Source organism: Nonomuraea jiangxiensis, assembly GCF_900099965.1.
Lineage (GTDB): Bacteria > Actinomycetota > Actinomycetes > Streptosporangiales > Streptosporangiaceae > Nonomuraea > Nonomuraea jiangxiensis.
In genome coordinates this window covers 64953-78976 of record NZ_FNDJ01000039.1, presented here as the reverse complement: position 1 = coordinate 78976, position 14024 = coordinate 64953, and the positions used below count along the sequence as shown (strand labels likewise).

Annotated in this window: 13 protein-coding genes; 8 read left to right on the top strand and 5 right to left on the bottom strand. The window is 72.3% G+C overall.

The genetic code is table 11. The annotated features are described in order from the left end of the window. From BLS95_RS48735 to BLS95_RS48720, 4 genes are read left to right on the top strand one after another with little or no spacing between them, the layout of a single operon-like run. Positions 1 to 1017 (top strand): ABC transporter permease, encoded by a 1017-nt coding sequence (locus tag BLS95_RS48735; RefSeq protein ID WP_090946443.1) that lies wholly within the window; start codon positions 1 to 3, stop codon positions 1015 to 1017. Beyond that, on the top strand, positions 1014 to 1904 hold the full coding sequence (locus BLS95_RS48730; protein WP_090946442.1) for an ABC transporter permease: 891 nt from the start codon (positions 1014 to 1016) through the stop codon (positions 1902 to 1904). The genes BLS95_RS48735 and BLS95_RS48730 overlap by 4 nt, the downstream gene beginning before the upstream one ends. Next, positions 1901 to 2674 carry an ATP-binding cassette domain-containing protein gene (locus BLS95_RS48725; RefSeq protein WP_090946441.1) on the top strand — a complete coding sequence of 258 codons (774 nt, stop codon included), beginning with the start codon at positions 1901 to 1903 and terminating at the stop codon, positions 2672 to 2674. Before BLS95_RS48730 ends, BLS95_RS48725 begins: the two co-directional genes overlap by 4 nt. Then, complete coding sequence (locus BLS95_RS48720; protein WP_090946440.1) at positions 2671 to 3573, top strand: ABC transporter ATP-binding protein; 903 nt, start codon at positions 2671 to 2673, stop codon at positions 3571 to 3573. The genes BLS95_RS48725 and BLS95_RS48720 overlap by 4 nt, the downstream gene beginning before the upstream one ends. A 20-nt stretch (positions 3574 to 3593) precedes the next feature. Here the strand turns inward: BLS95_RS48720 and BLS95_RS48715 are convergent, their stop codons facing one another. Further along, complete coding sequence (locus BLS95_RS48715; RefSeq protein WP_090946439.1) at positions 3594 to 4061, bottom strand: MarR family winged helix-turn-helix transcriptional regulator; 468 nt, start codon at positions 4059 to 4061, stop codon at positions 3594 to 3596. Between the two features lie 75 nt (positions 4062 to 4136). On the opposite strand from BLS95_RS48715, the gene BLS95_RS48710 reads away from it, so the two are divergent. Continuing rightward, positions 4137 to 5543, top strand: coding sequence for an MFS transporter (locus BLS95_RS48710; RefSeq protein WP_090946438.1), 1407 nt, complete (start codon positions 4137 to 4139; stop codon positions 5541 to 5543). Here the strand turns inward: BLS95_RS48710 and BLS95_RS48705 are convergent. Beyond that, on the bottom strand, positions 5521 to 5886 hold the full coding sequence (locus BLS95_RS48705; protein ID WP_090946437.1) for a DUF742 domain-containing protein: 366 nt from the start codon (positions 5884 to 5886) through the stop codon (positions 5521 to 5523). The two genes, BLS95_RS48710 and BLS95_RS48705, sit on opposite strands and share 23 nt — an antisense overlap. Beyond that, positions 5879 to 7762: a sensor histidine kinase gene (locus BLS95_RS48700; protein ID WP_245765738.1), complete on the bottom strand. Its 1884-nt coding sequence runs from the start codon at positions 7760 to 7762 to the stop codon at positions 5879 to 5881. The genes BLS95_RS48705 and BLS95_RS48700 overlap by 8 nt, the downstream gene beginning before the upstream one ends. Before the next feature lie 171 nt (positions 7763 to 7933). Here BLS95_RS48700 and BLS95_RS48695 point away from each other — a divergent pair, with 171 nt between their 5' ends. Beyond that, complete coding sequence (locus BLS95_RS48695; protein ID WP_090946435.1) at positions 7934 to 9523, top strand: ABC transporter substrate-binding protein; 1590 nt, start codon at positions 7934 to 7936, stop codon at positions 9521 to 9523. On the opposite strand, the gene BLS95_RS56450 is transcribed toward BLS95_RS48695, so the two are convergent. Beyond that, entirely contained in the window at positions 9506 to 9676 is a 171-nt protein-coding gene (locus BLS95_RS56450; protein WP_176993811.1) for a hypothetical protein, read from the bottom strand. The two genes, BLS95_RS48695 and BLS95_RS56450, sit on opposite strands and share 18 nt — an antisense overlap. Before the next feature lie 20 nt (positions 9677 to 9696). On the opposite strand from BLS95_RS56450, the gene BLS95_RS48690 reads away from it, so the two are divergent. Next, entirely contained in the window at positions 9697 to 10317 is a 621-nt protein-coding gene (locus BLS95_RS48690) for a hypothetical protein (RefSeq protein ID WP_218136381.1), read from the top strand. Positions 10318 to 10333: 16 nt separating this feature from the next. Here the strand turns inward: BLS95_RS48690 and BLS95_RS59435 are convergent, their stop codons facing one another. After that, entirely contained in the window at positions 10334 to 11446 is a 1113-nt protein-coding gene (locus BLS95_RS59435) for an MFS transporter (protein WP_218136380.1), read from the bottom strand. Positions 11447 to 11520: 74 nt separating this feature from the next. Between BLS95_RS59435 and BLS95_RS48680 the strand changes: the two genes are divergently transcribed. Continuing rightward, positions 11521 to 14019, top strand: a complete 2499-nt coding sequence (locus BLS95_RS48680) for an ATP-binding protein (RefSeq protein ID WP_176993810.1) — start codon at positions 11521 to 11523, stop codon at positions 14017 to 14019. Positions 14020 to 14024: the final 5 nt, after the last annotated feature.

The window sequence follows — 14024 nt, the reverse complement described above, 5'->3', positions numbered from 1 at the left end:
ATGCTCCGCTATCTGGCCCGCCGGCTCGGCCAGGCCCTCCTGGTCGTGGCCGGCGTGGTCGTGCTCACGTTCGCCGTCATGCGGCTGGTGCCGGGGGACCCGGCGGTCGCCTTCGCCGGGCCCAAGGCCACGCCCGAGCAGCTCGCCGAGGTGCGCCGGCGGTTCGGGCTGGACGACTCGCTGCCCGTGCAACTGCTGAACCACGTACGCGACCTGATCAGCGGCGACTGGGGCATCAGCCTGCACACCCGGCAACCCGTGCGCGACGACCTCTACCAGGCATTCCCCGCCTCGCTGGAGCTGGTCGGCGCGGCCCTGCTCATCGCGGTCGTCGTGGGCATCCCGGTCGGGGTGCTCGCCGCCCGGCACCAGAGGCGGCTCCCGGACCTCGGGGTGCGCTTCGGCAGCATGCTGGCCGTCTCCGTGCCGGTCTTCTGGCTGGCCCTGGTGCTGCAGCTGGTGTTCGCCAGCCGCCTCGGCTGGTTCCCGATCGCCGGCGAGTACGACTCCTCGCTCGACACCACCAGCCCGCTCACCCTCTGGACGAACATCACCATCGTCGACGCCCTCATCACCGGCAACTGGCCCATCTTCACGAGCACACTCCAGCATCTGGTGCTGCCCGCCCTCGTGGTGGCCGCGTACCCGACGGGGGTGATCGCCCAGATGACCAGGGCGGCGCTGATCGAGGAGTCCGGCCAGGACCACACGAAACTCGAGCGCGCGCTGGGCTTCGGCGAGACGTCCATCCTGACCAAGTTCGCCCTGAGACCGGCGCTGAACCCGGTCCTGTCGCTGATCGCCCTGGTCTTCGCCTATTCGATCGTCAACGGGTTCCTGGTCGAGGCGGTCTTCAACTGGCCGGGTCTGGGCCGCTACGCCGCCGACTCGATCCGCTCGCTGGACACCCCGGCGATCGCGGGGGTCACGCTGCTGGTCGCCCTGGTGTACGTGCTGGCGAACCTGGTGGTGGACATCGTCCAGGCCTTCGTGGACCCGCGGACGAGGGCCCGATGACGGCCGGGAAGGACGGGGTGATGGCGAGCGCGGAGGCCGTGCCGCTGCGCAGGTGGCTGCCACGGGTCCCGGACCGGTTCGCCGCGCTGGGGGCCGTGCTCCTCGTGCTCGTGGTGCTGTCCGCGATCCTGGCGCCGTGGCTGGCCCCGTACCCGATGGGCGAGCTGCGGCCGCTGGAGCAGTTGCGGCCGCCCAGCGGCGCCCACTGGTTCGGGACCGACCAGGTCGGGCGGGACGTGTTCTCGCAGATCCTGTACGGCGGGCGCACGTCGCTGTTCATCGCCGTGGCGGTGCTGGGCGTCTCGGCGGTGGTCGGGGTCACGCTGGGGGTGGTCGCCGGGTACGCCGGGGGCTGGCTGAGGGACGTGATCATGCGGGTCACGGACGTCTTCCTGGCCTTCCCCGCCCTGCTGCTCTCCCTGGCCATGGCCGTCGTGCTGCAGCCCAGCGTGAACACCGTCGTCCTGGCCATCGCGGTGACCTGGTGGCCCTGGTATACCCGGCTGGCCGCCTCCATGGCCGCCTCGATCGCCACCCGCAGTTACGTGGACGCCGCCCGCTGCCTGGGGGTGCCCGCGCCGCTGATCATCCTGCGTCACGTGCTGCCGAACTCGCTCACCCCCGTCCTGGTCCAGCTCTCCCTGGACGCCGGGGGCGTGATCCTGACCTCGGCGGCGCTGTCGTACCTGGGGCTGGGCGCGCAGGAGCCGACGGCGGAGTGGGGGCTGATGGTGCAGCAGGGGCAGACCCTGTTCACCACGAACTGGTGGGTCGTCACCTTCCCCGGGCTGGCGATCCTGGTGACGGCGTTCGCGTTCAACGTGCTCGGCGAGGGGCTGCGCAACGCGCTGGACCCGCGGAGCGGGACTGCGAGGGTGGTGAAATGATCGAGGTACGCGACCTGCGGGTGCGTTACGGCGGGCGGCTCGTGGCCGACGTTCCCGAGCTGGACGTCGGCGCGGGGGAGTGCGTGGCGATCGTGGGGGAGAGCGGGTCGGGCAAGTCGACCACGCTCCTCTCGCTGCTGGGCCTCACCCCAGATGCCGAAATTTCGGGACAAGTTCGGGTCTGTGGGGTCGAGGTCCTGACGGCCTCGCCCCGCCGCCTGCGCGAGATCAGGGGCGCGCGGGTGGCCCTCGTCATGCAGTCCCCCCAGGCCGCCCTCAGCCCCGCCACCAGGCTCGGCGTCCTGATGCGCCGCGCGCTCAAGCTCCACGGCGTCGGGAACGGGTCCGCCAAGGGCAGCGCGGAGATCATGGCGGAGGCCGTGGCGGCGGTCATGCTCGACCCCGAGATCCTCACCCGCTACCCGCACGAGGTTTCCGGCGGCCAGGCCCAGCGCTTCGCCCTCGCGCTGGCCATCGCCCTGGGCGCCGAGGTCATCCTGGCAGACGAGCCCACCAGCGCCCTCGACGTGACCGTGCAGGCCGAGGTGGTCGGCGTGCTGCGCCGGCTGCGCGCCGAGCGCGGGCTCGCCCTGCTGCTCGTCTCCCACGACCTGGCCCTGGTCTCGACGATCGCCGACCGGGTGCTGGTCATGAAGGACGGCGCCGTGGTCGAGTCGGGGCCCGCCGCGCGGGTGCTGGCCGAGCCGCGTCACCCGTACACGCGCGAACTCCTGGAGGCCGTGTTGTCCGTGCCAGGAGCGTCGCTGTGATCCTGCGGGCCGAGCGGGTGACGCTCGGGTACGGCCGCCGCCCGGTCGTGCACGAGGTGACCCTGGACATCACCGAGGGCGGCGTCGGCCTGATCGGGGAGAGCGGCTCGGGCAAGACCACGCTGGCCCGCGCGTTCCTGGGCCTCCTCACCCCCATGTCCGGAAATATCTGGTACGGCGACCAGACCCTGAAAAAAGCTGACCTGAGGAAGTTCCGCAAGGACGTCCAGCCCGTCTTCCAGGCCGAGGCCCTCGATCCCCGGATGCGCATCGGCACCTCCATCGCCGAGGCCCTGCCCAGAGGCAGCCGCCCCGGCGCCAAGCAGCGGGTCGCCGAACTGCTCGAACAGGTCGGCCTCGACCCCGGCCTGGCCGCCCGCAGGCCGCACCAGCTCTCCGGGGGCCAGCGCCAGCGCGTCGTGATCGCCCGGGCCCTGGCCGTGGACCCCCGGCTGCTCATCCTGGACGAGCCCACCAGCGCCCTGGACGTCACGGTCCAGGCCAGGATCCTGGACCTGCTGGCCTCCCTGGACGCCGAGCGCCTGCTCATCACCCACAACCTCGCCGTGGTGGAGCGGCTCTGCCGCACGTCGCACGTGCTCTTCGCGGGCCGGGTCGTCGAGTCCGGCCCCACCCGCGACCTGCTGGCCAACCCCGCCCACCCCTACACCCGGGCCCTGCGCGACGCCGTGCCCAGGCTCGGCGGCCCGCCGCCCGAGGCCACGGGGCGGGCGGAGGCCGTACCGGCCGGGACGGGGTGCCCGTTCCGGCTGCGTTGCCCGCTGGCGGTGCCGGAATGCGAGCGGGCGCCCGAGCCGCGGGACGTGGAGAGCCGTCAGGTCGCTTGCCACCGGGCGGAGGACGTCCTGGCCGGGGCTTCGGGCGGCCCCGTCACATGATGCCGGTCACGTGATGCCGGTCACTTGATGACGGCCTGGGCGCGCAGGTGATCGCTCAGGTCCTCGGACAGTTTGCGTAGCAACCTGGACAACTCCGCTCGATCCGCCTCGGACCAGTCGGTGAGGGCGCCGGCGAACCAGTCCGTCGTCACCCTGCGGCAGCGGGCGGCGACCTCGGCCCCCTCCTCGGTGAGCGCGATGCGCCAGGCCCTGCCGTCGTCCGGGTCGCGTACGCGCTCGACCAGGTCGCGCTGCTCCAGCGCGGCCACGTGCCGGGTCACGTGCGGGCTCTCCACCTGCAGCCCCTCGGCGATGGCGCCGATCCGGCGGGGTTCGCCCGAGTCCAGCAGGTAGATGAGCACCTGCAGATCGGGCCGGTCAAGCCGGACGCCGGCCACCTCGGTCAGTCGCTCGTGGGTCTTGCCGCGGTTGAGCGTGGTCACGAGCGTGCGGAAGGCCGCCACCGTGCCGTTGAGGTCGTCGTCCATCGATTTGCTTACCTAACTTACGTATGTGTTACCGTTGCCCAGTTGCTTACCTAAATTACCTAAAAGGAGCCGGACATGGCGACCTTGGTCGCACCAGCCGCAACCAAGACTTCTGGCAAGAATCCCTGGCCCGCCGTGGTCTCTCTGGCCTTCGCGGCCTCCATCGCCGCGCTGCAGAACACCGCGGTGGTCCCGTTGCTTCCCGTGCTGCAGCGGGAGCTGAACGCCTCACTTACCGCCGTGACCTGGACGCTCACGCTGAGCCTGCTGGTCGCCGCGGTCGCCACGCCGTTGTTGTCACGCTTCGGCGACATGTACGGCAGGCGCCCCATGATCCTCGGCGCCCTCGCCCTCCTGGTGATCGGTTCCGTGCTGGCGGCCCTGGCGACCTCGCTGACCATGCTGATCGTGGCCCGGGTGTTGCAGGGCTTCGTGGCCGCGCTGGTGCCGCTGTCGATCGGGGTGGTGCGCGACACGGTGCCCAGGCACCAGCTCGCGACCGGCATCGGCGTGCTCAGCGCGACGATGGGCTTCGGGAGCGGTGGCGGCATGATTTTGGCCGGGCTCGCCTCCGGCGACTTCCACCTGGTGTTCTGGATCATGGGAGGCATCTCGCTGGTGGCCGCCGTGATCGTCGCCGTTCTCGTCCGCGACAGTCGTCCGGCCGGAAAGGGGCGCCCGGACCTGCTCGGCGCCGCGCTGCTGGCCGCCTGGCTGGTCGCGCTCATGCTCGCCGTCAGCGAGGGCGGCTCGTGGGGCTGGACCTCGGCGGGCGTGCTGGGCCTGCTCGCCACCGCGGTGGTGCTGGCGGCCGTCTGGGTGCTGGTGGAGCTCAAGGTGGCCGAGCCGCTGGTGGAGATGTCCATGCTGGTGCACCGGGGCACGGTGGGCGCGACGGTGTCCTCGATGCTGCTCGGTTTCTCGTTCTTCACCATCCTGACTGGCATGTCCGGCTTCGCCCAGGCGCCCGCGAGCTCCGGCGGCTTCGGCGCCTCCACCCTCCAGGTGGGGCTCTACCTGCTGCCGAGCACCCTGTTCATGCTGGTGATCTCGCTGTTCGCGGGCCGGTTCATGCGGACGTTCCGGGCCTCCACGATGGTGGCCGCGGGATCGGCGGTCACCGGGCTGGCCGGCCTCTGGCTGGTGCTGTCCAACGACGGCTCGGCCGACCTGTACGTGGCCGCCTCGCTCATGGGCATCGGCCTCGGCATCGGCTACGCGGCGCTCGGCACGATGGCGGTCGAGCACGTGGACCCGGCCAAGACGGCCGTGGCGGCGGGCGTGAACGCGCTGGTGCGCATCGTGGGCGGCAGCACGGCGGGAGCGGTGATCGCCGCCGTACTGGCCGCTCAGCCGGGCGTACGGGGTTACCAGTGGGTCTTCGGCGTGGCCGCCGCGGCGGGCGCCGTGGCCGCGCTGTTCGCGGCCGGGTACGGCGCGCTCAACCGCCGCGCGGCCGTCACAGCGCCTTCAGCCCGCTGATCACCTCCAGCAGCACCGTCGCGTCCGGGGCCGGCGGGGGCAGCTCGACCTGTACGAGCTGCTGCGCGTGCAGGTCGCCGACCAGCACCCTGACCACGCCGATGGGCAGGTTGAGCTCGGCCGCGACGTCCACGAGCCGGGTCGGCCTCGTGCACTTCTGCAGGATGATGAGATGTTCCGGCCCGAGGCCGACCGGCGGCGTGAGCCCGCCGGACGTGATGATCACCGCGATGAGGTCGATGGCCTTGCTCGCGGGCACGGTACGGCCCCGGGTCAGCAGATACGCGGGGACGATCGGACCGGCGTCCTCGTCCAGCCAGCGCTCGTCACGCCCGTCAGTCACTTCGCACCACCCGCATGGGCCGGGCGGGTTCCTTCGTCACGGCGGCCTCTGGTTCGGCCACGTGCTCTTCCGGGATCAACACGATCGCGGTGGTCCCTCCATATGGTGAACCGCGCAACGTCACGCGGATGTCATGCCTGGCGGCCAGGCGGGAGACGACGAACAGGCCGAGCCGATCGCTGTCGGCCAGGTCGAACTCCGGTGGGCTGGCCAGCCGCTCGTTGAGATCGGCCAGCTCCTCTGCGCTCATCCCGAGCCCGCGGTCCTCGACCTCGACGATGAAGCCGCGGGCGGCCACCTCGCCGCGCACGATGACCGGCGTGTGCGCCGGCGAATAGACGGTGGCGTTCTCGATGAGCTCGGCGATCAGGTGGATCACGTCACCGACCACGGGCCCGGCCAGGCGATGGCCGGGCATCGGCTCGACGGTGACGCGCTGGTAGTCCTCCACCTCGGCGGACGCGCCGCGGGCCACGTCGAGCAGCGGCACGGGCTTGCTCCACCCGCGGCCGGGCGTGGCGCCCGACAGGATGATCAGGCCCTCGGCGTGGCGGCGCATGCGTGTCGTCAGGTGGTCCAGCCGGAACAGGTCGTCGAGGGCCTCCGGGTCGGTCGCCCGGTGCTGCATGTCCTCCAGCTGGATGCGCTGGCGGTGCAGCAGCGTCTGGCTGCGCCGGGCCAGGTTGCGGAACACGTGCCCGACGCCCTCGCTGAGCTGCGCCTGGCCGACGGCGGCCTCCACGGCGGTCTGCTGGACGGTGGAGAAGGCCTGCCCGACGTCGTCGATCTCGACCGTGGTGCTGGCCACCGACAGCTCGGGCATCTCGACCGTCTCGCCCTTGCGCAGCTTGGCGACCACGTGCGGGAGCCGTTCCTGGGCCACCTCCAGCGCGGCCAGCCGCAGCGCGCCCAGCTCCTTGGACAACCGGTTGCCCATGCGCAGCGAGAAGGCGATCGACACGACTACCAGCGCCAGCGCCGTGCCCGCGAGCAGGAACGCCCTCGACAGCACCTGGTCGGCCACCGGGTCGGCACGCCCGTTCAGGATCATGCTGGCCCGCATCTGCACGTCCAGGAAGCCCTTGACCGGCCCCTCCGTGGCGGCGAGGTAGTCCCGCGGCGTGCGGCCGGCGATGATCTGGTCCTCCATCATCCGCATCCGCTGGTAGGCGGGCGAGGTGATCAGGCCGATGTGCGGCTCGCGCAGGCTGGGGTCGAGCTCGTCCAGCGCCTGGTCGATCAGGAAGCGGCGGTTGCCGACGAGCTGCGTGAACTGCCGGCGCTCCGCCACCGTGGTGGGCCCGAGCGCGATGGCCTGCTCCCTGGTGAGCAGCTCCCTGGCGTAGGCGATGTCGATGAGCACGCGGGACTGCTCGTAGATCGGGATGTCGTCGATGATCGCGACCCGCCGGTGCAGGCCGAAGAGCGGGTCGACGACCGCGTTGTAGGCCTCGTAAGTGTGCAGCCGGTCGGCCAGGCCCGTGTCGATCTCTCCCCGGATCGACTCGAGCCTGTCGAGTTGCGTGTACACCGCATCCACCTGTGTACGGATCCCGTCGGATCTGTCCCTGGAATCGCTGGAGAGACGCCTGAACGTGGCGACGGCCGTGTTGGTACGCTTACGCTGCGTGATCACGGCGGACTTTTCCGCGGAGTCACGCTGGAGCTTGGCCGAGATGAGCCGCTCATCCTGGATCTCGTTGATCAGTTTGTACGCGGGAACACGGAGATTCGTCCAGAGTGTCTTGTATTCACGCAGTTCCAGGCTTTCGCCGGCAGTGACCGCGGTGATGACCCCCCACAACACCACCATGGAGCTCAGTGGCACGAGTAGTAGTCCGATGATCTTCATCCGGATCGTTCGGCTGCGACCCATGGCACCTCACTCCGGTCGGTCCCCTGCTGGCAACCCCGGACGGGACAAGCCCCGAGGATAGCAATCCGATCACCAGAATGCCCAATTTTTCGGGACTTTTGGACACAGAGCCCCGGTGCTCATGATCTTGGAGTAGGTTTCCCCGCGTACATGCCGACAGAGGGAGTTGCGTTGCGCCGTCGTCTCGCAGCGGCCGCCGCGCTGATGCTCCTCGCGGCCTGCTCGGCGCCCGCGGAGCAGGCGCCCGCCGGTGCCCCAGCCAGTGCGCCCGCCAGTGCGCCCGCCGGCGATTCCACGTTCGTCTACCTGAAGAACCTGGACATCATCACCGAGTGGGACCCCAGCAAGTCCTACTCCAACGAGCTGGCCGCCTTCCAGAACGTCTACGAGACCCTCACCTTCTGGGACCCGGTCACCAAGAAGTCCACCCCCCGGCTGGCCACGTCGTGGCGGCCGTCGGCGGACGGCCGGACGTGGACGTTCAACCTGCGGCAGGGCGTGACCTTCCACACCGGCAGGCCGCTGGACGCGATGGCCGTCAAGACGTCGATCGAGCGCACGATGAGCGCCAAGGCCGGCGCCTCCTACATCTGGGACGCCGTCTCCTCGATCAGGGTCGAGGGGCCGTCCACGGTGACGTTCCAGCTGAAATACCCGGTGCCGCTGGACCTGGTGGCCTCCTCCGGGTACGCGGCCTACATCTACGACACGAAGGCGGCCCCGGACCTCGGGGAGTATTTCCGGGCGGGCCTGGACGCCGGCTCCGGGCCGTACATGGTGGCGGGGTGGCGGAAGGGCAAGGAGGAGGAGCTCACGCTCAAGGCGTACCCGCAGTACTGGGGCGGGTGGAGCAGGCCGCACTACAACACCGTGAAGTTCCAGGTCGTGCCCGACCCCGAGCGGGCATGGCAGCTGCTGCAGCGCGGCGAGGCCAGCTTCGTGCCCAAGCTCGCCCCGCGCCGGTTCGCCGAGGCCGCCGCCGTGCCGGGCCTGCGCACGTCGACGCGGCCCTCGTTCCAGACGGCGATGATGCTGTTCAACACCGCGAGCGGGCCTCTGAAGGACGTACGCGTGCGCCGCGCCCTCCAGAAGGCCGTCGACTACCGGGGCCTCATCAAGGACCTGAGGGGCGCCGGCACGCCGGTCAGCGGCGTCGTCCCGGAGGGCCTGCTGGGCCACGTGTCAGGCCGCACCCCCCGGCAGGACCTGGCCGGGGCCACCGCCCTGCTGCGGGCGGCGGGCTACGGGCCCGGGGGCCGGCCGTTGCGGCTGCGCCTGACGTACGGCCAGGGCGACGCCGACTGGCAGCTGCTCGCCACGAAGCTGACGCAGACGCTGCGGTCGCTCAACATCACCCTCGTGGCCCGGGCGATGCCCTGGAACGCCCAGTGGGACCTGGGCAAGGAACGCGGGCAGGACATCCTCGTCATGTACTGGTGGCCCGACTACGCCGACGGCTACTCCTACTTCGGCAACGTCTTCCACAGCGGGAACCCGCCGGTCTTCAACCTCGCCTACCTCAACGACCAGCGGCTGGACACGCTGCTCGACACGCTGCCCGAGCTGACGGTGACCGACCCGATGGCGGCGCAGCACACGTACGAGCAGGTCACGAAGCGGGTGCTCGACCAGCGCGCGGCCGTGGCGCTGCCCTGGGTCGTCAACTATCAGCGCGCCTATCTGGGCGGGGTGCAGGGCTATGAGGACAACCCGGCCTACCCCGACGTCGTCTTCGTCTACGACCTACGCCCCGCGAGCTGAACCGCCCGTCCCCTCCTCGACGCGCTCGCGCAGGCGCGTCCTGATCTCCTCGGGGGTGTAGGCGCGGCGGCGGCGCTCGGCCCGCGCGATCACCACTCCTGTGGCCGCGACGCCCATGATTCCGGCCAGACCCAGCATCTTCCACCAGCGCATGTGCTTAGGCTAGCGGTGTGCTGACTCTCGATGAGGCCGCCAAAGTGACCAGGACCGGTGACCTGTGGGTCTTCCGCGGGCGCTCGGTGCCCGACCGGGCCATCCAGACGATGACCAACAGCCCGGTCAACCACGTCGGCATGGCCGTCGTGATCGAGGACCTGCCGCCCATGATGTGGCACGCGGAGCTCGGCAGGTCGCTGCCGGACCTCTGGTCGGGCACCCACCAGCGCGGGGTGCAGCTGCACGACCTGCGTGAGGCGGTGAAGGTCTGGGCCGACCGCTACGACCAGCGGGCCTGGCTGCGCCAGCTCGAACCGGAGGCGACGCGGGAGATGGAGGACGCGGCCCTGCGCACGATCGCCAGGCTCGACGGCACCCCGTTCCCGTCCACCGCCCGGATGGCGGCGCGCTGGGCCAGGGGCCGCGTCCCGCGCAGGAGCCGCGGCGAGGGGACGCTGGAGAGCGCCTACTGCGCCGAGGTCGTGGCCGTCACATACGAGGCGATGGGGCTGCTGCCGGGTCGCCGCCCCAACTGGTACGACCCCGGCAGGTTCTGGAGCGGCGACGACCTGGAGCTGCTCATGGGCCGCCGGCTCGGCACCGAGATCACCGTGGGAGTGGAACGCACCCGCCCCTGACCCGGGTGCTCCCCGATCACCGGGCGAGCGGCGCCTGCGTACGCCCGGCCCTGGCCAGCGGCAGCGTGACCGCCACCAGCACCGCCACCATCGCGAACCCCGCCGGATAGCCGGTGAGCCCCAGCACCAGCCCGAACCCCATCGCCCCCACCCCCATCCCCGCGTCATAGGCCAGATTCCACAGGGCGCTGACCGTCGAGGCCGCCCCGCGCTCGAACATCAGCGCCAGCGTCGCGTTCTGCAACACCCCGAACCCCACCCCGAACAGCGCCATCCCCGCCACCACCGCCACCGGACTGCCCACCCAGACCTGTAGCGCCACGCCGCCGACGGCGGCGGACAGCCCCGGCACGAGCAGGCGGGCCGACCCGTGCCGGTCGCCCAGCCGCCCCGCCACCCAGCGGGCCGTCGGCGTCGCCAGCGACTGGGCGAGCAGCGCCACGGAGGCCAGCCCCGGCGACCCCGCCAGCGGCAGGAACGTCACCATGACACCCGTCGCGACCGCCGTCGTCCCGAACAGCACCGCGGGCCCCGCCAGCCCGCGCAGCCCGAGGCCCGGCCCGCCGGTGGCGCGCGCGGGCCTGGTCGCCGGCAGCCCCGCCGTGGCCACGAGCCCGGCCAGCGGCACCAGCGCCGCGATGATCAGGACGGGCGTGAACCCGAGCGTGTCACTGGCCCACAGCCCCAGCGGCAGGCCCAGGATCGAGGGCACGCCGACCGCCACGCCGTACAGGCCGAGGCCCTCGCCCCGGCGCTCGGCCGGCACCAGCTCGGCCGTGATCGCGGTACCGACGACGACCAGGATGCCCAGCCCGGCCCCGCGCAGCAGGCTGACGGCCAGCACCAGGGGCAGCTCCGCCGACAGCGGGAGCAGGAGCGCGGGCAGGCCGAGCAGGGTCAGGCCCAGCGCCATCACCGCCCGGTAGCCGAACCGGGACAGCAACCACGGGACCGTCGGCTCGGCCAGGACCGTGGCCAGCATCATGACGCCCGTGACCGCGCCCGCTCCGGACCCGCCCGCCCCGCCGCCGGTCGCGGCATACAGGGGGAGGGCGGAGAAGAGCAGGTAGAAGCCGAGCATCCCGGCGGTCGAGGCGGCCATCGCCAGTTTCATCGATCGCGTCATCATGCCAACGACTCTGACGAAAACGGATCTACGCCACATAGGGCACGATGCTTAGCCGCCTCTTCATAATGGAGCCCGTGTTCGTGGGGAGAGAGGCGGAGCTGGCGCGGCTGGTGGCCGCGCGGGACAGCACGCCCGGTGGTGTGCTGGTGGTGGGCGAGGCGGGCATCGGCAAGTCGAGGCTGGTGCGGGAGTTCCTCGCCGGGGTGGACGGGCTCGTGGCGGAGGGCGGGGCCGATCCGGGCGGGACGGCGTACGCGCCGTTCGTACCGGTGCTGCGCCGCCTGATCAGGGAGTACGGGGCCGACCTGGTGCCCGGTGGCGGGCGCCGCGGGCTCGCCCGGCTGCTGCCCGAGCTGGGCGAGGTCGAGGAGCTGCCGGACCTGGGCCGGGCCCGGCTGTTCGAGGAGGCGCTGCTGCTGGTCGAGCGGGCGGCGCAGCGGCGTCCCCTGGTGCTCGTGCTGGAGGACCTGCACTGGGCCGACCAGGCCAGCCGGGACCTGCTGGTGTTCCTGCTGCGCAACGTGATGCGGCCGGGCGTGCTGTTCGTGGCCACCTCGCGGGAGCCGTTGCGGCTGCCCGGCGCCGAGGTGATCAGGGTGCCGCCGCTGGGCCGCGCGGAGGTGGCCCGCATGCTGGACGGCGTGGACCAGGAGCTGGACGTGATCATGGCGCGCAGCGAGGGCAACCCGCTGTTCGTCGAGGCGCTGGCCGACGCCGGCGCGGGCGCCGCCACCCCGGCCACGCTGCGCGAGCTGCTGCTCGCCGGGGCCGAGCGGCTGGGGCCGGACAGCCACGACGTGCTGCGGATCGCCGCCGTGGCGGGCCCCCGTACGCCGCACGAGGTGCTGCGGGCCCTGGCGGGGCTGGACGACCTGGCGCTCGACGAGGCGCTGCGGCCGGTCGTACGCGCCCGGCTGCTCCTCGTGGACGGCGACGGCTACGCCTTCCGGCACGCCCTGATCCGCCAGGCCGTCTACGACGACCTGCTGCCGGGGGAGCGGCGGCGGCTGCACGCCCGCTGCGCCGAGGCCCAGCCCGAGCTGGCCGCCGACCACTGGTACGCCGCCGGTGACAGGCGACGCGCCTTCGACGCCGCCTGGCGGGCCAGGCGTTGGGACCGGGTGCTCGACCTGTGGGACCAGGCGGAGGACGAGGACCACGTACTGGTGCTGGAGCTGGCCGCCCGGGACGCCCTGACCGAGGGCGATGCCAAGCGCGCCGAGGAGCTCGCGACGCGGGCGCTGGACCAGGCGGACGACCCGCTGCGGGCCGCGCACCTGCTGGAGCTGCGCGTGGCCATCCGCGACCTGCTCGGCGAGGAGGGCCTGGACGACCTGCGCGAGGCCGTACGCCTGGCCCCGAGCGAGGCCACGCTGATCGGCGCGCTCGCCACCACCCTCTACTGGAACGGCCAGGACGCCGAGGCCCGCGCCCATGCCCAAGAGGCGCTCGCCCTCGGCGACACCAGGTCGCTGACCACGCTGGCCGCCCTCACCGCGCTGGACGGCGACCTGGAGACGGCCTCCAGCCTGTACGCCGAGGCCAGGGCAGGCGCGCCCGACGACGACAGCCTGCTCGCGTGCTACGCCAGCCAGGCCGACGTGCTGGAGGCCGCGGGCGAGCACGCCAGGGCCGAGTCGGTCGCCCGCGAGGGCATCGCCCGGGCCCGGCGGCTGGGCCTGGCCCGCTCCAGGGGCGCCCACCTGGCCGCGAACCTCGCCGAGCCGCTGACCTCGCTCGGCCGCTGGAAGGAGGCCCGCGAGGTCATGGCCGCCGCCCTGGCGCTCGACCCGCCGCCGATCCACCGCGCCTGGATCCTCATGGTGCTCGGCACCGTCGCGGTCTGGGAGGGCTCGCTGGCCGAGGCCGACGACATCCTCCGGCTGGCCCGGCCGCTGATGCGGGGGCGTTCGCGGGGATACGACTCGTGCCTGGAACCCGACCTGCTCGAATGCCGCCTCGCGGTGGCCCAGGCCGACCTGGAGCGGGCCCGGCGGGTGGCCGACCACGTGCTGACCGAGCACGACCTCACGCTGAGCCGCCGCTACGCCTGGCCGCTGCTGGTGCTGGCGGCCCGCATCGGCCGCCTGCGCGAGGCGCCCGCGGGCATCGCCACGACCGGGCGGGTGCAGCAGGCGCACCGGGCCACGTTCCGGGCCGAGTGCGGGGGGTCCTGGGCGGAGGCGGTGGCCGCCTGGCGTTCGGTCGGGCAGCCGTACGCGCTGGGGCAGGCCCTGGTCCGCGCGGCCGAGCAGGACCGCGCGAACGCCCGCGAACTGCTGCGCGAGGCGGCCACGATAGCCGACACCCTGGGCGCGGAGCCGCTGCGGCGGGAGGTCGAGGCCACCGGCGCCACGCTCCGCATCGACCGCACCGCCGAGCTCGCGCTGTCGGCCCGCGAGCTGGAGGTGCTCCGGCTCGTCGCCGACGGGCTGAGCAACAAGCAGATCGCGGAGCGGCTGTTCATCTCGGCCAGGACGGCGGGCGTGCACGTCTCGAACATCATGGCGAAGCTGGGCGCGACCAGCCGGGTGGAGGCGGCCGCCGTCGCCCGCCGCGGCGGCCTGCTCTGACGACG

Bases quoted from the DNA above. Each gene is read 5' to 3' on its own strand.
- BLS95_RS48715 (WP_090946439.1), bottom strand. From the start codon at position 4,061: ATGGACGACGACCTCAACGGCACGGTGGCGGCCTTCCGCACGCTCGTG.
- BLS95_RS48700 (WP_245765738.1), bottom strand. From the start codon at position 7,762: ATGGGTCGCAGCCGAACGATCCGGATGAAGATCATCGGACTACTACTC.
- BLS95_RS48735 (WP_090946443.1), top strand. From the start codon at position 1: ATGCTCCGCTATCTGGCCCGCCGGCTCGGCCAGGCCCTCCTGGTCGTG.
- BLS95_RS59435 (WP_218136380.1), bottom strand. From the start codon at position 11,446: ATGATGACGCGATCGATGAAACTGGCGATGGCCGCCTCGACCGCCGGG.
- BLS95_RS48725 (WP_090946441.1), top strand. From the start codon at position 1,901: ATGATCGAGGTACGCGACCTGCGGGTGCGTTACGGCGGGCGGCTCGTG.
- BLS95_RS48710 (WP_090946438.1), top strand. From the start codon at position 4,137: ATGGCGACCTTGGTCGCACCAGCCGCAACCAAGACTTCTGGCAAGAAT.
- BLS95_RS56450 (WP_176993811.1), bottom strand. From the start codon at position 9,676: ATGCGCTGGTGGAAGATGCTGGGTCTGGCCGGAATCATGGGCGTCGCG.
- BLS95_RS48730 (WP_090946442.1), top strand. From the start codon at position 1,014: ATGACGGCCGGGAAGGACGGGGTGATGGCGAGCGCGGAGGCCGTGCCG.